Here is a 16,156-nt window from a genome sequence, read left to right as displayed (position 1 = left end):
CGGGCCCAATCTGGCGGGTGCACGCACGGCTGGCAATGTCAAAACCCGCCCCTCTGGCGCTTGAGCCAACTTCAGGATAGGCTTGTCTTCCACAAGCGGGCCGGCTCCTCGGCCCAATCGGGGGCGCATGTCAGTCAATCTGGAACAATGGATCAGCGACCATAATATCGACGAAGTCGAATGTATCGTCCCCGACATCAACGGGGTTCAGCGCGGCAAGGTGTTGCCGGCCAAGAAGTTCCTGTCGTCGGTCAAGGACAAGTCGCTGCGCATCCCGGGCAGCGTCTTCATCTGCACGATCGACGGCCATTATCCCGAAGACATCGACGACATTTGGGACAAGGATCCCGACAAGGTCCTGATCGCCGACCCCGACACGATCTGCGTCGCACCGGGCTTCACCTCGCCGACCGCCTTCGTCATCGCCGACGCGTTCAACCGCGACGGCACCGAAGTCGACATCGCGCCGCGCACGATCCTTAAGAAGGTGCTCGGCCTCTACGAAGAAAAGGGCTGGAAACCGATCATCGCGCCCGAGGTCGAATTCTATCTCGTCTCTCAGAACACCGACCCCGATTTCCCGCTCACCCCGCCCACCGGCCAGTCGGGACGCAGCGAGAGCGCCAGCCAGCCCTATGGGCTCGAGGCGATGAACGAATATGAAGATATCATCGATCATATCTATGACGATTGCGAGCTGATGGGGCTCGATATCGACACGATGATCCACGAAATGGGCGCCGCGCAGCTCGAGGTGAATTTCATCCACGGCGACCCGCTGCGTCTCGCCGACGAGGTCTTCCTGTTCAAGCGCGTCGTGCGCAACGTCGCGAAGCAGCACAATGTCTATGCGACCTTCATGGCGAACCCGATGGCGGGCCAGCCGGGCAGCGCGATGCACGTCCACCAGTCGGTGGTCGATGCCGAGACCGGGCGCAACCTGTTCGCGACCGCCAATGGCCGCGACAGCGCGGCGTTCCGCAGCTATATCGCCGGCCTCATCCGCTTCATGCCGCAAATCTCGCCGATGTGGGCGCCCAATGTGAACAGCTTTCGCCGCATGCGTCCCGACAGCGCCGCGCCGATCAACGTCCAGTGGGGCGAGGATAACCGGAGCTGCGGCTTTCGCGTGCCCATCGCCGACAAGCACAACCGCCGCGTCGAAAATCGTCTCCCGGGCGCCGACAGCAATCCCTATCTGGCGATCGCGGCATCGCTCGTCTGCGGCTATATCGGCATGGTCGACCGCATGGTCCCGCCCAAGCCGATCAGCGGTAGCGCGTACAACCGCGCACGCACGCTGCCGCGCACCCTCGAAGCGGCGCTCGACCGCTTCGCCTCGTGCAAGAAAGTGCGCAACCTGCTCGGCGACGATTTCTTCGAAATCTTCTTTGCGGTGAAGGATTATGAGCTGTTCAACTATCAGTCGGTCGTGTCGAGTTGGGAACGCGAGCACCTGTTGATGCGGGTCTGATCCGCGCGCCGGCGATGACCGATCCGCTGAACCACAGCTATTATGCGGCGACCGCGCATAAGCGGCAGCCGCAGCGCGACATCGAAGGCGACCTTCAATGCGACGTCGCGGTCATCGGTGGCGGCTTCACCGGGCTTGGCGCCGCGCTCGCCTGCGCCGAGCGCGGCTTTTCGGTCATCCTTTTCGAAGCCGAACATGTCGGTTTCGGTGCGTCGGGGCGCAACGGCGGGCAGCTTATTCCCGGCCTCCGCTGGACCGCGTCCGAAATCGAAAGGGAATTCGGACGCGAGCGCGCCGGTGCACTGTTCGATCTCTGCTGGCGCGACAATCGCGTGAAGAACCGGATCGCGAGGCACGGCATCGACTGCGATCTGAAGGCCGGGCATTTGGAGGCGGCATGGACGCCGAAAGACTTCGACGACATGCGGCGCGAGGCCGATTATCTTGCCAACCGCTTCGACTATCGGACCGAGATTGTCGCCAAAGGCGAGATGAGCAGACATATCGCCAGCCCGCTCTATCACGGCGGCATCCATGATCCGCAGGGCGGACATTTCCATCCGCTGAATTATGCGATCGGCCTCGCGCAGGCCGCCGAGACGGCTGGCGTGCGGATCGTCGAGGGGCGCCGTGCATCGCTCGACACCGCCAAGGCGCGCTATGTCATCGACGCCACCGACAGCTGGATCGGCGACGTCGAGCCCGCTCTCGGCCGCTACACCGTGCCGATCATGAACTATAATATCGCGACTGCACCGCTCGCGAATGCCGACGAACTGCTCCCCACCGACGCGGCGGTCGCCGACAGCCGCTTCGTGCTCAACTATTTCCGCCTTTCGGCCGACAAGCGGCTGATCTTCGGCGGCGGCGAGCGTTACTCACAAACCCCGCCGCGCGACATCGCGGCGTTCGTGCGGCCCTTCATGGCCGAAGTCTTCCCGCAGATCGCCGACGCGAAGATCGACTATGGCTGGGGCGGCGCGGTGGCGGTGACGATGAACCGGCTGCCGCATATCGGGCGTCGCGGAAACATCTTTTTCGCCCACGGTTTTTCGGGGCACGGCGCGCTGGTGACGACGCTCGCGGGCGAACTGATCGCCGAGGCGATGGCGGAAACCGCCGAACGCTTCGACATTCTCGCGAACCTGCCTTCGAAGCCCTTCCCCGGCGGAAAATGGCTGCGCCGCCCGCTCGCCACGCTTGGTTTGCTCTGGTATGCGCTGCGCGACCGGTTGGGGTGAAGGAGCATTTATGTCGAAGTCATCGGGCGTGATCGCGCCGCGCTCCGAGGCGGAGGCCTTCTTCAAGGCGAACCCCGACGTCGATTCGATCGAGATGATCTACACCGACATGGGCGGCGTGCCGCGCGGCAAGCGGCTGCGCCAGCACGAGGTGCTTGCGGTGTATGAAAGCGGCCGCATGATGCCGGGATCGATCACCGTCGTCGACATCACCGGGCAGGACACGGTCGAAACGGGCCTCGTGTGGGAGGATGGCGATGCCGACCGCTCGATGAAGCCGGCCCCCGGCACGCTCGTCCGCACCCCATGGGGCGGCGAGAATGCCGGGCAGTTCCTCGTCGGTTTCTACGAACTCGACGGCACCCCGCACGACCTCGACCCGCGCCACGTCCTCGGCCGCGTCATCGACCGCTATACCGCCGATGACCTGACCCCGGTGCTCGCGGTCGAACTCGAATTCTACCTCGTCGATCCGCGTCGCGCGCGCGACGGCCGCATCCGCCCCGCACGCCCCGGCTACAGCCGCGACACCCCGCGCAATGTCGAGGTTTATGGCCTCCGCGAACTCGACGATTTCCGCCCATTCTTCGATGCGCTCTACGCCGCGACCGATGTGCAGGGCCTGCCGCTCGAAAGCGCGATCTCCGAATTCGCGCCCGGGCAATTCGAGCTGACGCTACGCCACAAGCCCGACGCGCTGCGCGCCTGCGACGATGCCATCATGTACAAGCGCCTCGTCAAGGCGATCGCGCAGCAACATGGGCTCGAGGCGACCTTCATGGCCAAGCCCTTCGCCGATCAGGCGGGCAGCGGCATGCACATCCACGTCTCGGTCAACGACGCGGCGGGCGCGAATATCTTCGCCAGCGACGACCCCGAAGGTACGCCCGCGCTTCGCCACGCGATCGGCGGGGTGATCGGCAGCGGCGGCGACGGTTTCGCGCTCTTCGCTCCGCATGCGAACAGCTATCGCCGTTTCAAGGCGAACAGCTACGCCCCCGTCGCGCCGACGTGGGGCGTCAACAACCGCACCGTGTCGTTCCGCATCCCCGCCGGCGCGCCGGTGAGCCGCCACGTCGAGCATCGCGCGTGCGGCGCCGACGCCAACCCCTATCTCGCCGTCGCAGCCGTTCTTGCCGGCATGCACCACGGCATGGCGAACCAGAGCGATCCCGGCCCCGCCGTCATCGGCAACGGCTACGATCGCGACAATAGCGGCGACGACAAACCGCCCTCGAACTGGTTCGCTGCGGTCGACCGCTTTCAAGGCTCCAAGCTGATGCGCGATTATCTCGGGGCCCGGTTCGTCGAGATGTTCAGCATCGTGAAGCGCGTCGAACAGGACAATTATTTCAGCGTGGTACCGGCGCTCGATTACGATTGGTATTTGCGCAACGCATGATAATTTCACAAAATCTTGGTGCAGCGCAAAAAAGCCTCTTTCCAAGCCGCCCTTATTGAGTCAGCTTGAGTCCCATACAGGGAGGCTGGCCATGGATTTCAACGAACTGATCAAGCAAACCCGCGGGCGCCGCTCGCTGCTCCAGGCGCTCGGTGTCGCGGCGGTCGGGATCAGCTTCGGCGGGCTCGCGGCGTGCAGCAAGCAGGGCGGCAAAACGCTCGCGAACGGCGAGGAAGCCAAGCTCAATTTCTACAATTGGGACACTTATATCGGCGAAAACACGCTCGATAATTTCAAGGAAGCGACCGGCGTCGACGTCACGATGGACCTGTTCGACAGCAACGACGTGCTGTTCGCCAAATTCAAGGCGGGCAACCCCGGTTACGACGTGATCGTGCCGTCGAACGACTTCGTCGAGCGGATGTCGAAGGCCGGCATGCTCTTGCCGCTCGACCATAGCCTGATTCCGAACAAGCGGAATATCGACCCCGCCTATATCAACGTCGAATATGACCTCCAGCGCAAATTCTCGATGCCTTACACCTGGCTTGCGCTCGGCATCGGCTATCGCAAGTCGAAGGTATCGGCGACGCCCGACAGTTGGAAGGTGCTGTTCGACAGTCCCGAATATGCGGGCCGCATCGCCTGGTTGTCGGAGGCGGGCGACATGTTCCGGCTTTTCGGCAAATATCTTGGCAAATCGGTTAATGCGCTGACCCCGGCGGACATTGCGACGATCGAAAAGATGATGATCAAGCAAAAACCCAATGTGAAGAAATTCCACGAGGATGACGGGCAGGACCTGCTTCTGAAGGGCGACTGCGACGTCGTGCTCGAATATAATGGCGACATCGCGCAGGCGATGGTCGAGGACAAGGACATCGATTTCGTCATTCCGAAGGAGGGCAGCCAGCTCAACTCGGACAATCTCTGCATCCCGAAGGGCGCGCCGCACCCGAAGAATGCGCATGCCTTTATCAACTATATCCTCGACGCCAATGTCGACAAGCATATCACCGAGACGATCCTCTATCCGACGCCCAACACTGCGGCGCGAAAGCTGATGCCCGACAGCTATCAGAACAATCCGGTCATCTTCCCGCCCGCGGAAGCCTTGGCGAAGTGCGAATATGCGCGTTTCAATCCCGAGCTTCAGCCGCTCTATGAAGAAGCCTTTACAAGGGTGCGGGCCGCATAAGGGTCAACAGGGGCATCGGGGGGTGGCCGAGCAGGACTGGAAAGCGAACAGGAGAGCCTTCGCGGCCGTGTCGCTGCCGACGCTCTTCTGGATCGTTCTTTTCTTCCTCGTGCCGATGGCGATCGTCTGGCTCTACAGCTTCGGCGAAAACCGGGGCCTCACCGAGATCGAAATTTCGGGCACGCTCAGCAATTACAAGCGCGCGACCGAGTGGCTTTATCTCACGATTTTCGGCAAGAGTTTCGCGGTCGCGGCGCTCGTCACCTTGATCTGCCTGATCCTTGGCTTTCCGGTTGCGATGGCGATCACCTTCGCGAGCGAGAAGTGGCGGCCGTGGCTGCTCCTCGGCATCATGCTCCCCTTCTGGACCAATTTGCTCATCCGCACCTATGCGCTGATGATGCTGCTCGGCACGCAGGGCTTCGCGAACAAGGGGCTCGGCGCGCTCTGGGAGGGAACGAGCTGGATCAAGACGCTCGTCGGGCTGCAACCGCTCCCGACATGGGAGCCGGTACAGCTCCTATTCAATAATTTCGCGGTCGTCTTCGGGCTCGTCTATGTCCACCTGCCCTTCATGGTCCTGCCGCTCTATGCGGCGCTCGACCGGCTCGACCGCAGCCTGATCGAGGCGAGCCTCGACCTCGGCGCCGGCCATTTCCGCACGATCATGCGCATTGTCATACCGCTCGCCGCGCCCGGCATCATCGCCGGGGTGATGATCACCCTCATCCCCGCATTGGGCGCCTACCTCACGCCCGACCTGATGGGCGGGACCGACAGCCAGATGATCGCCAATGTGATCGAACGCCAGTTCAAGAAGGCGAACGACTGGCCGTTCGGCGCCGCGCTTTCCTTCCTGCTCATATATGCGATGTTCGCGCTGATCGCGATACAGTCGATGCGCCGCAAAGTGCCGGAGGCGCATTGATGGCGCTCTTCGCCCGCATCCCGCGCGCACCGCTCGAATATAGCCGCACCCTCTGGATGCGCCTGTGGGTCGGCGCGGTGATGCTGTTCCTCTACGCTCCACTGATCGTACTCGTGATCTTCAGCTTCAACGACAGCAAGCGCAACGTCGTCTGGCGCGGCTTCACAACGAAATATTATGAGAAGGCGCTGGGTAACGACCAGCTCGTCGAGGCGCTGCTCAACTCGCTGACCATCGCGGCGCTCGCGACGATCGTCAGCCTCGCGCTCGGCGCGGTCGCCGCGGTGATGCTCTGGCGTTTCCGCTTTCCATTGAAGGGCGCGGTCGACGGCACGGTCTCGCTGCCGATCATCGTCCCCGAAATCTGCCTCGGCGTCGCCTTTCTGATGTTCTTTGCCGCGGTGGGCTGGCCGACCGACCTCGTCTGGCCGTTCAACCTCGGCGCGATCACCATCGCGCACGTCACCTTCTGCTTCCCCTTCGTGACGATGGTCGTGCGGTCGCGCCTCGCAAGCTTCAACCGCGAGCAGGAAGAAGCGGCGAAGGATCTCGGCGCGAGCGAGTGGCAGGTGTTTCGCGACGTCCTCATCCCGCACATCAAACCCGCGCTCGTCGCGGGGGCCTTGCTGTCCTTCACGCTCAGCCTCGACGATTTCGTCATCACCTATTTCACCAGCGGCCCCGACACGATCACCTTCCCCGTGAAAGTCTATTCGATGGTCCGCTTCTCCGTGACGCCCGAGGTCAACGCCGCCTCGACTTTGCTCATCATCCTGACCGTCGCCCTCACCTTCGTCGCCCTGAAGGCGCAGGGCGTGAAAGCCATTGCGGAAACCCACTGACCATGACCGATCCCGCCAAACCGATCATACAGATCCAGAATGTCTCGAAACGCTTTGGCAAGGTCACCGCGGTCGACAATGTCAGCCTCGACATCAACGCTGGCGAATTTTTCGTCCTGCTTGGCCCGTCGGGCTGCGGCAAGACGACGCTGCTGCGTATGATCGCGGGGTTCGAACTGCCGACCGAAGGGCGCATCCTGATCGACGGACAAGACATGGAGGGCATCCCGCCGAACAAGCGGCCCGTGAACATGGTGTTCCAGAGCTACGCCGTCTTCCCGCACATGAGCGTCGCCGACAATGTCGCCTACGGCCTCAAGATCGCGGGCGTGAAGGGCGGCGAAGTCAAGGATCGCGTCGCTGAGGCGCTCGAACTGGTGAAACTCGGCGGCTTCGAGACGCGCATGCCCGATCAGATGTCGGGCGGACAGCGCCAGCGCGTTGCGCTCGCGCGCAGTCTCGTCATGCGGCCCAAGGTGCTGCTGCTCGACGAACCGCTGTCGGCGCTCGACGCCAAACTCCGAGCGCAGATGCAGTTCGAGCTGTCGGAGCTTCAGGAAAAGGTCGGCATCACCTTCGTCACTGTGACCCACGACCAGGACGAGGCGCTGTCGATGGCGTGCCGGATAGCCGTGATCAACAAGGGCGAGGTGTCGCAGCTCGCGGCGCCGTCGGATCTTTACGAATTTCCCGCGAACCGTTTCGTCGCCGACTTTGTAGGATCGGTGAATATCTTCGAGGGGAAGTTGACGCTCGACGAGCCCGACAGGGCGGCGGTGGACTGTCCAGGATTAGGAAAAATATATCTAAATCATGGCGTTACGGGCCCGCATGGCGCCGACGTCTGGGTCGCGCTGCGGCCCGAGAAAATCTATCTCCACGTCCCCGGCGCGGGCAAGGCGGTCACGGCCGCGGCGCAGGATGCGCCCGAAGGTCACAATTTCGCGCGCGGGACGATCAGGGGCATGTCCTACCTCGGCGACATCACGCTGTTCGAGATCGAGCTCGAGACCGGCGCGCGCATCCGGGTGTCGCGCCCGAACCTGTCGCGCCGCGACCAGGAGGATTTCACCTGGGGCGACAAGGTCAGCATGCACTGGCGCGCCGACAGCCCGGTCGTTTTGCTGGGGTGACGATCTCAGTGAGCGGCCTTCTTCCCCGGAATGAAGTGCAGCACGCCGACGATCAGACCGCCGAGCAGCAGGCCGAATATGCCCGCACCGGCCGCGTTGATCAGCCATTCCCAGACGCCCGCGCCGGGCAGATTGCCCGCGACCGCATGGGCGAAGTCGTGGAGGCCGTGGCCGATGTTGCCGATATGATATTCGTCGAGACCGTGGAGGAAAATCTGGCCGCCGACCCACAGCATCGCGGCGGTGCCGATCAGCGCCAGCGCCGCGAGCAGCTTGGGCATGAAGGTCACAAGCCCGCGCCCGATCGCGCGGCGCGCATTGCTCCCTTCCTTCGCCATGTGGAGCCCGATGTCGTCCATCTTCACGATCAGCCCGACGACGCCGTAAACCGCTATGGTGATCGCGATCGCGACCACCGCGAGCGTCGCGGCGCGCATCGCGAAATGTTCGTCGAGCACTTCGTTCAAGGCGATCACCATGATCTCGGCCGAAAGGATGAAGTCGGTCCGCACCGCGCCCTTCACCATCGCCTCTTCATGGTCCTGGTCGGCGACGATCGCCGCATCTTCGGCAAGGCTCGTCTTGTCCTTCTGAAGCGAGTGCAGCACCTTCTCTGCCCCCTCGAAACAGAGATAGGCGCCGCCGATCATCAAGAGCGGGGTGATCGCCCATTGCGCGACCGCCGACAGCAACAGCAATGCGGGCAGGATCAGCACCAGCTTGTTGAAGATCGACCCCTTGGTGATCCGCCAGATGATCGGGAGTTCGCGGTCGGGGGTGAAGCCGGTGACGTAGCGCGGCGTCACCGCGGTATCGTCGACGACGACCCCCGCCGCCTTGACCCCGGCCTTCGACGCCGCGGCGCCGATATCGTCGATGCTCGCGGCGGCGACCTTGGCGATGGTCGCAATGTCGTCGAGCAGGGCAAAAAGGCCGGAGGGCATAAGGGTTTGGTCTTTCCTGTTCAGAGCGCGCGGAGTTTGGGCATCACCTCATCCAAGGATTTGCGGATGATGGCAACCATCTCGTCGATCTGCTGCGTGGTGATGATGAGCGGCGGGCACATGACGAGGCTGTCGCGGATGCCGCGCACCATCAGCCCGTTCGCGATGCACGCGTCGCGCGCCATCGGGCCGGCGGTTCCCTCGGCGCCGCCGAAGCGGGCGCGGCTTTCCTTGTCGGCGACGATCTCGACCGCGCCGAGCAGCCCGACCGAGCGCGTCTCGCCGACGAGCGGATGATCGTTCAGCGTCGCGAGCGCCTTGGCCAGATGCGGCCCGGTGACGTTGCCGGTGCGCTCGACCAAGCCTTCGCGCTCGATGATCTCGATATTCTTGAGCGCGACCGCCGCGGCGACAGGATGCCCCGAGTAAGTGAAGCCATGGACGAAATCGCCGCCGGTCTTGAGCGTCTCGACGACATGCGCGGCAACCGCAGTTGCCGAAATCGGCAGATAGCCCGACGAAAGCCCCTTCGCCATCGGCATCAGGTCGGGGGTGAAGCCCATCGTCTCGTGCCCCCACATGCTGCCGGTGCGCCCGAAGCCGCAGATCACCTCATCGGACACCAAGAGCAGGCCATATTTGCGGACCACCGCCTCGACCTTGGGCCAATAGCCCTGGGGCGGGATGATCACGCCCCCCGCCCCCTGTACCGGCTCGCCGATGAAGGCGGCGCAATTTTCAGGGCCGACCTCGAGAATCTTGTCCTCGATCGCCTGCACACAGGCGTCGCAAAACTCTTCCTCGGTCATCCCCTGCCCTTCGCCATAGGCATAGGGTTGGCGCACATGCTCGACGCCCGGGATCGGCAGGTCGCCCTGTACGTGCATCGCCTTCATGCCGCCGAGCGACACGCCCGCGACGGTCGAGCCGTGATAGGCGTTCCAGCGGCTGATGAAGATCGTACGTTTGGGTTCGCCCTTCAGCTTCCAATAATGGCGCACCATACGGAACACGGTGTCGTTCGCTTCGCTGCCCGAGGCGTTGAAGAAGATATGCGGCAGGCGATTGCCTGTCAGGCTCGCGATCTTTGCCGCGAGCGTCACCGTCGGCGGCGTCGCGGTCTTGAAGAAGGTGTTGTAAAAGGGCAGCTCGCGCATCTGCGCCGCCGCCGCCTCGACCAGTTCTTCGCGGCCATAGCCGACATTGACGCACCAGAGGCCCGCCATGCCGTCGAGGATGCGGTGGCCGTCGCCATCGGTGATGTAGCAGCCCTCGGCATGGGTGATGATGCGGCTGCCGCCCAAAGCTTCGATTTCGGCCCAATCGGCCTGCGCGGGAAGATGGTGCGCGATGTCGAGGCGCTTGAGTTCGGCGATGTCGTGATTGCGGGGCATAATCTTGTTCCTGATCCAGAAGTCCGTTCGCATCGAGCGAAGTCGAGATGTCTCTCGATCCTGCGCTACGACGATGGGTGTCTCGACTTCGCTCGACACGAGCGGACGAGAGCCGCGGCTCTTCGATCAGGGCGAAAAGCTGATCCGCGCGAGGTAGCGGTCGTAACGGGTGACGCGGCGGTTCATAATTCGCCTCTTAACGCGCGCCCGAGAAGGTGGAAATAGGTCTGGCTCTGGTCGCTTGCGTCGGCGCGCCATTCGGGATGCCATTGCACCGCGAGCAGTGGCGCGCCGTTCGGCCGCGCGCTATAGGCCTCGACCAGCCCGTCGGGAGCGCGCGCCTCGACCGCCAGCCCGTCGGCGAGCGCGCCGATGCCCTGATAATGAACCGAATTCACATCGAGCGACGGCGCGCCATAGGCCGAGGCGAGCAAGCCGCCTTCGACCAGATCGACCTTGTGATGGTGATCGAACATGCCGTCGAAGCCGACGCCATCGGGCGCATGATGGTGGAGCAGTTCGTCGCTCGCCGAGGTGTCGCGGCGTAATGTGCCGCCGAGCGCGACATTGATCTCCTGAAAGCCGCGGCAGATGCCGAACAGCGGCCGCTGCGCCGCGATGACCGCCTCGACCAGTTCGGTCATCATGCGGTCGCGATCGGGGTCGAAGGGTCCCTCGCCTTCGGACGCATCGCCGTAGCGCACGGGTTCGACGTTCGACGGTGTGCCGGTGAGCAACACCCCGTCGAGCCGACCGACGATCTCGGTGGCGCGCATATAGTCGGGAAGCGAGGGAATGATCAGCGCCGCACAGTCGGCATGGCGCATCGCCGCGGTCGCATAGCGGTTGATCACCGTCTGCGCGATCTCGGTCCCGACGGTGCGGTTGCAGGCGATAATGCCGAGGACGGGGCGTTGCGACATGGCGCCCACGCTGCCGCGTTTCGGGGACGGGCGCCAGCGAAATATGGGGCGTGGGTGGTGTCGGTTTTGGGGTGGGGAGCGGACATTCCACAACCGTCGCCCCCGCGAAGGCGGGGGCCGCTAGCGGCCTTACTCAGCGGCATTGTGTAAAACGACAGCGGCCCCCGCCTTCGCGGGGGCGACGGCTAGGTTCGGTCGCTAGCGGATAGCGCCAGCTATTCCGCGTGCTGCCGCGCGAACGCCGCCGCCGCGCCGAACAGGCCCGGTTGCGGGTGGGTGATCAGCTTGACCGGCAGCGCCGACATGAAGCCTTCGAAGCGTCCCTTTTCGATGAAGCGTTCGGGGAAGCCCGAGCGGACGAGGCTGTCGCGGATGCGCAGGCCGAGCCCCCCCGCGACGACGACGCCGCTGGCGCCCTGCGCCAGCGCGAGGTCGCCCGCGACGCTGCCGAGCGAGAGGCAGAAGCGGTCGACCGCCGCGGCTGCGAGGCTGTCCTCGCGGTTCATCGCCCGGGTCCAGATCGCCTTGTCGTCGAGCGGGGTCACCGCGCGCCCTTCGAGCGCGGCGAGCGTTTCGTAGATATCGACGATCGCCGGGCCCGATACGATCCGCTCGACCGATACGCGCCGGTGGCGCTTGCGCAGCCGCGCGAGGATCGCATCCTCGATGCTGTCGAGCGGGGCGAAGTCGATATGCCCGCCCTCGGTCGCCTGGACACGATATTGGTGGCCGTCGCGCCAGATATGCGCGACGCCGAGCCCGGTGCCGGGGCCGATGACCGTGATCGTGCCGGTCGCGGGCAGCGGTTGGTCGGGGCCGGCGAGCCGCTCGAAATACCCCTCGTCGGCCTGCGCGACGGCATGGCCGACGGCTTCGAAATCATTGACGAGCACATAGCGGTCGACGTTCAGCTTTTCGCCGATCAGCGCCGGGCGGATGATCCACGGATTGTTGGTGAAGCGGATGATCTCGCCGCGCGTCGGACCCGCGATCGCGATGGCGACGGCGCGCGGCAAGGTTCCGCCCTGCTGCCGTTCGAAATCCTGCCACGCGGTCTGGAAGCTCGCATGATCCTTGGTGTGCAGCGTCGTCGCTTCGCCGAGCGAAAGGACGCGGCCGCCCTCGACCTCGGCGATGGCGAAGCGCGCGTGCGTGCCGCCGATGTCCACCGTGACGATCTGTTCGCTCATGACTCTCCCTTGCCGGTCCCTGCGCCGGTGCCATGGTGGCATGTCGCACAGCCGAAATCGATGCAACAGGGCATAGCTATGCGCGCGCGCCTCTTGCGCGGCAGGCGGGCTGCGGAAGACGTCATCGAACCTCGCGCATTTTTTTCCAAGGCCGCGCGGACAGCATTCCGTCTTGTGATTGTCGCCGGGAAGAGGTCCCGGTCCCGATCTCAAGAGGAACCCGATGCGCAAGACCTTGCTGGCCTCCACCTGCCTGGCCACCCTGATTTCAACCGCCGCCCACGCCGAAACGACGATCACCACCGCGACGACGGCGCCGGTGCGCACCTCGACGATCAAGTCCGGCGCGCCCGACGATATCAAGATCACCTCGGCGGGGTCGATCAAGCCGACCGTTGCCGGGCCCGCGGTCACGATCGACAGCAATCACAAGGTCGTCAACGAAGGCACGATCGAGTTCACCAATGTCGACGGGGCGACGGGCATCCTCGCGGGCGCCGGCACCTCGGGCGGCATCACGAACGGCGCGACCGGCAAGATCACGATCGGGGAAACCTATGCCGCGACCGACATCGACAAGGATGGCGACATCGACGGTCCGTTCGCGATCGGCAGCAACCGCGTCGGCATCGCGACCGCGGGCGCCTTTACCGGCAACATCGTCAATTCGGGCGCGATCGCGATCGAAGGCAATGATTCGGCGGGTATCCGCCTCGGCGGTCCGCTGACGGGCAAATTCACCAACGACGGGACGATCAGCGTTCTCGGCGACCGCGCGCTCGGCGTCGGGTTGCAGGATGTGACGGGCGATGTCCGCATCGCTGGAACCATCTCCGCCACGGGTGTCGACGCGATCGGCGCGCGCCTCGCCGGCGACGTCACCGGTGCGCTGGTCGTCCAGGGCAATCTTACCGCCACCGGCTATCGCGTCACCACGCCGCCGGCCGACCCGTCGAAGCTCGACGCCGACGACCTGTTGATCGGCGGCAACGCGCTCTCGGTCGAAGGCGATGTGACCGGCGGCATCGTCCTCGCCGTCGCGCCCAAGGATGCCAAGCCCGACGACAAGGACGAGGACAAGGACGGGATCGAAGACGCCAAGGAAGGCAATGCCGTCGTGCGCTCCTACGGCTCGGCTGCGGCGATCCGCATCGGGTCGGCCGACCGCGATGTCGCGATCGGCGCGGTTGCCGGGACCGGCACGGGGCTTGGCTTCATCATCGACGGCGCGGTGCTCGGCGACGGGCTTTATGCGGGCAAGGACGGCAACGGGATCCAGATCGGCGGGCTCGGCGGCGCGGTGACCATTGCCGGCGGCATCGGCATCGGCGCGACCGGCAGCGTCGCGGCGAAGTCGCACGACAAGGCGGCAACGGCGATCCGCATCGGCAGCGGCGCGACGACCCCCGAAATCCGCAACGCGGGCAAGATCGAGGCGACGAGCGGCGGCAAGGACGCCGGCGCGGTCGCGACGGCCGTGCTCGTCGAAGCCGGCGGCGATGTCGCGCTGATCCGCAACAGCGGCTCGATCGCCGCCAAGACCGGGGGCGACGGCGGTACCGCGCGCGCTATCGTCGATCTGTCGGGGACGGTCGATACGGTCGAGAACAGCGGCACGATCAGTGCCAGCGGCGCGCTCGCCTCGTCGGACCGCAATATCGCGATCGACCTGTCGGCGAACGGCAATGGCGCGACCGTGAAGCAGACCGCGGTCGCCTCGGGCATCACGGCGCCGAGCATCGTCGGCGACGTCCGCTTCGGCGGCGGCAACGACGTGTTCGACATCGCCGACGGTTCGGTGAAGGGGAACAGCTTCTTCGGCGCCGGCGACAACAAGCTCGCGCTGTCGGGCGATGCGACCTACGCCGGCAACGCCCGCTTCGGCGCCGGCAGCGACACGATGACGCTGGCCGGGACCTCGACGTTCACCGGGCTCGCCGATTTCGGCGGCGGCGCCGACACGCTGACGATCGGCGGCACCTCGACCTTTGCGGGCACGCTCGCCAATTCGCAGGGCCTCGCGGTTTCGGTAGCCGGCGGCACCTTCGACGTCGGCGGCGCGGCGACGATCTCGTCGCTCGCGGTGACCGAAAAGGGCACGCTGGCGGTGATGCTCGATACCGGCGCGACCGGCACCAATCTTCAGGTCACCGGCAACGCCAGCTTCGGCGAAGAATCGAAACTCGCGCTCAAGCTGTCGAGCATCGAGCAGGCCGAGGGCCAGCATGTCGTGCTGACCGCCGGCACGCTGACCGGCGCGGACAAGCTGACCGCGTCGCAGACGCTGCTGCCCTTCCTCTACAAGGGTACGCTGAGCTCGAACGCCACCCAGCTGATCGTCGACGTGTCGCGCAAGAGCACGAGCGAGCTCGGCCTCAACCGTTCGGAAAGCGGCGCTTTCGATGCGGTGCTCGATGCCGTCGTCGCCGACGAGAAGATCGAGGACGTCTTCCTCGGCATCACCGACGGCGACCAGTTCCGGGGCCAGCTCGGCCAGATGCTGCCCGAGCATGAAGGCGGCGTGTTCGAAACCGTCACCTCGGGCTCGCGCGCGCTGTCGCGCTATCTCCAGGATCCCAACGCGCCGTTCCAGGACGAGGGCAAATGGGGCTATTGGGTCAACCAGGCGGTCTGGGGCACATCGAAGAGCGTCGGCGATACCGCGAGCTATGACGTCAGCGGCTGGGGCATCTCGCTCGGCGCCGAGATCGAGAGCGACGTCGGCAATTTCGGCGGCTCGATCGGCTATCTCAGCGGCAAGGACGGCAACGGCAGCAACGCCAATGAAGTCAGCACCAGCCAGTTCGAAGGCGCGCTGCACTGGCGCCTGCGCTCCGACGGTTTCATGGCGAACGCCCGCGTCTCGGGCGCGCCGATCAGCCTGAAGGGCACGCGCATCTTCCGCGCCGAAGCCGGCGCCGAGGACATCGAAAAGACGATGAAGGGCAAGTGGGACGCGACGCTGTGGTCGGCGTCGGGCTCGCTCGCCTATGACACGCGGGTCGGCGGCCTCACCCTCCGCCCGATGGTCGCGGTCGACTATTTCAAGCTGAAGGAGGACGGTTATCAGGAAACGGGCGGCGGCGACGCGCTCGACCTGACGGTCCTGAGCCGCGATAGCGACGAGCTCGCGGTGTCGGGCACGATGACGCTCGGCCTCGAATTCGGCGGCGCCGACGAATATGACGGCTGGACGCGCTTCGAACTCGAAGGCGGCCGCCGCCAGATCGTCAGCGGCGCGCTGGGCGCGACGACCGCGTCGTTCAAGGACGGCACGCCCTTCACGCTGGTTCCGGATGATCGCACGAGCGGCTGGGTCGGCCGTTTCCGCGGCATCGCCGGCAACTCGGCCTTCCAGTTCGCCGGTGAAGTCTCCGCGGAAGAACAGCAAAGCCACATCGGCTGGGCGTTCCGTGCGAGCCTGCGGGTCGGTCTCTAGCCCCCCGGGCCGACCCCGCCCGCAAGGGGGAAGCGCATCCCCTACCCA

At 64.9% G+C, this 16,156-nt stretch carries 12 protein-coding genes; 8 read left to right on the top strand and 4 right to left on the bottom strand.

Annotated elements, in window-relative coordinates; all coding sequences use genetic code 11:
- Positions 1-127: 127 nt before the first annotated feature.
- The 7 genes from FG95_RS10080 (at position 128) to FG95_RS10050 (ending at position 8,218) form a co-directional block, all read left to right on the top strand.
- Positions 128-1,474 (top strand): glutamine synthetase family protein, encoded by a 1,347-nt coding sequence (locus FG95_RS10080; RefSeq protein ID WP_037555636.1) that lies wholly within the window; start codon positions 128-130, stop codon positions 1,472-1,474.
- A 14-nt stretch (positions 1,475-1,488) separates the two neighbouring features.
- The gene (locus FG95_RS10075) at positions 1,489-2,715 is read left to right on the top strand and encodes an NAD(P)/FAD-dependent oxidoreductase (protein ID WP_037555809.1); all 1,227 of its coding nucleotides are present in this window, start codon (positions 1,489-1,491) and stop codon (positions 2,713-2,715) included.
- Positions 2,716-2,725: 10 nt separating this feature from the next.
- Positions 2,726-4,117, top strand: a complete 1,392-nt coding sequence (locus FG95_RS10070) for a glutamine synthetase family protein (protein ID WP_037555635.1) — start codon at positions 2,726-2,728, stop codon at positions 4,115-4,117.
- Positions 4,118-4,208: 91 nt separating this feature from the next.
- The gene (locus tag FG95_RS10065) at positions 4,209-5,315 is read left to right on the top strand and encodes an ABC transporter substrate-binding protein (protein ID WP_052182273.1); all 1,107 of its coding nucleotides are present in this window, start codon (positions 4,209-4,211) and stop codon (positions 5,313-5,315) included.
- A 22-nt stretch (positions 5,316-5,337) separates the two neighbouring features.
- On the top strand, positions 5,338-6,243 hold the full coding sequence (locus FG95_RS10060) for an ABC transporter permease (RefSeq protein WP_037555634.1): 906 nt from the start codon (positions 5,338-5,340) through the stop codon (positions 6,241-6,243).
- Complete coding sequence (locus FG95_RS10055; protein WP_037555633.1) at positions 6,243-7,085, top strand: ABC transporter permease; 843 nt, start codon at positions 6,243-6,245, stop codon at positions 7,083-7,085. Before FG95_RS10060 ends, FG95_RS10055 begins: the two co-directional genes overlap by 1 nt.
- A 2-nt stretch (positions 7,086-7,087) precedes the next feature.
- On the top strand, positions 7,088-8,218 hold the full coding sequence (locus tag FG95_RS10050) for an ABC transporter ATP-binding protein (protein ID WP_037555632.1): 1,131 nt from the start codon (positions 7,088-7,090) through the stop codon (positions 8,216-8,218).
- A gap of 5 nt (positions 8,219-8,223) precedes the next feature.
- Here the strand turns inward: FG95_RS10050 and FG95_RS10045 are convergent, their stop codons facing one another.
- The 4 genes from FG95_RS10045 to FG95_RS10030 all read right to left on the bottom strand — a co-directional run bounded on the left by FG95_RS10045 (position 8,224) and on the right by FG95_RS10030 (position 12,669).
- Positions 8,224-9,162, bottom strand: coding sequence for a DUF808 domain-containing protein (locus tag FG95_RS10045; protein WP_037555631.1), 939 nt, complete (start codon positions 9,160-9,162; stop codon positions 8,224-8,226).
- Between the two features lie 20 nt (positions 9,163-9,182).
- Positions 9,183-10,556, bottom strand: coding sequence for an aspartate aminotransferase family protein (locus tag FG95_RS10040; RefSeq protein WP_037555806.1), 1,374 nt, complete (start codon positions 10,554-10,556; stop codon positions 9,183-9,185).
- Between the two features lie 182 nt (positions 10,557-10,738).
- Positions 10,739-11,479 carry a gamma-glutamyl-gamma-aminobutyrate hydrolase family protein gene (locus FG95_RS10035; protein WP_037555628.1) on the bottom strand — a complete coding sequence of 247 codons (741 nt, stop codon included), beginning with the start codon at positions 11,477-11,479 and terminating at the stop codon, positions 10,739-10,741.
- 215 nt (positions 11,480-11,694) lie between these two features.
- On the bottom strand, positions 11,695-12,669 hold the full coding sequence (locus FG95_RS10030) for a glucokinase (protein WP_037555625.1): 975 nt from the start codon (positions 12,667-12,669) through the stop codon (positions 11,695-11,697).
- A 223-nt stretch (positions 12,670-12,892) separates the two neighbouring features.
- Between FG95_RS10030 and FG95_RS10025 the strand changes: the two genes are divergently transcribed.
- Positions 12,893-16,108, top strand: coding sequence for an autotransporter outer membrane beta-barrel domain-containing protein (locus FG95_RS10025; protein WP_037555623.1), 3,216 nt, complete (start codon positions 12,893-12,895; stop codon positions 16,106-16,108).
- Positions 16,109-16,156: the final 48 nt, after the last annotated feature.

Origin of the sequence: Sphingopyxis sp. LC363 (assembly GCF_000756385.1) — a bacterium.
Taxonomy (GTDB): domain Bacteria; phylum Pseudomonadota; class Alphaproteobacteria; order Sphingomonadales; family Sphingomonadaceae; genus Sphingopyxis.
Note: the sequence above shows the minus strand (reverse complement) of the source record. Positions and strands in the feature narration are given on the sequence as shown.

Excerpts from the sequence above, each read along its gene's own strand:
- FG95_RS10080 (WP_037555636.1), top strand. The coding sequence starts at position 128 with ATGTCAGTCAATCTGGAACAATGGATCAGCGACCATAATATCGACGAA.
- FG95_RS10075 (WP_037555809.1), top strand. The coding sequence starts at position 1,489 with ATGACCGATCCGCTGAACCACAGCTATTATGCGGCGACCGCGCATAAG.
- FG95_RS10070 (WP_037555635.1), top strand. The coding sequence starts at position 2,726 with ATGTCGAAGTCATCGGGCGTGATCGCGCCGCGCTCCGAGGCGGAGGCC.
- FG95_RS10065 (WP_052182273.1), top strand. The coding sequence starts at position 4,209 with ATGGATTTCAACGAACTGATCAAGCAAACCCGCGGGCGCCGCTCGCTG.
- FG95_RS10055 (WP_037555633.1), top strand. The coding sequence starts at position 6,243 with ATGGCGCTCTTCGCCCGCATCCCGCGCGCACCGCTCGAATATAGCCGC.
- FG95_RS10050 (WP_037555632.1), top strand. The coding sequence starts at position 7,088 with ATGACCGATCCCGCCAAACCGATCATACAGATCCAGAATGTCTCGAAA.
- FG95_RS10045 (WP_037555631.1), bottom strand. The coding sequence starts at position 9,162 with ATGCCCTCCGGCCTTTTTGCCCTGCTCGACGACATTGCGACCATCGCC.
- FG95_RS10040 (WP_037555806.1), bottom strand. The coding sequence starts at position 10,556 with ATGCCCCGCAATCACGACATCGCCGAACTCAAGCGCCTCGACATCGCG.
- FG95_RS10035 (WP_037555628.1), bottom strand. The coding sequence starts at position 11,479 with ATGTCGCAACGCCCCGTCCTCGGCATTATCGCCTGCAACCGCACCGTC.
- FG95_RS10030 (WP_037555625.1), bottom strand. The coding sequence starts at position 12,669 with ATGAGCGAACAGATCGTCACGGTGGACATCGGCGGCACGCACGCGCGC.
- FG95_RS10025 (WP_037555623.1), top strand. The coding sequence starts at position 12,893 with ATGCGCAAGACCTTGCTGGCCTCCACCTGCCTGGCCACCCTGATTTCA.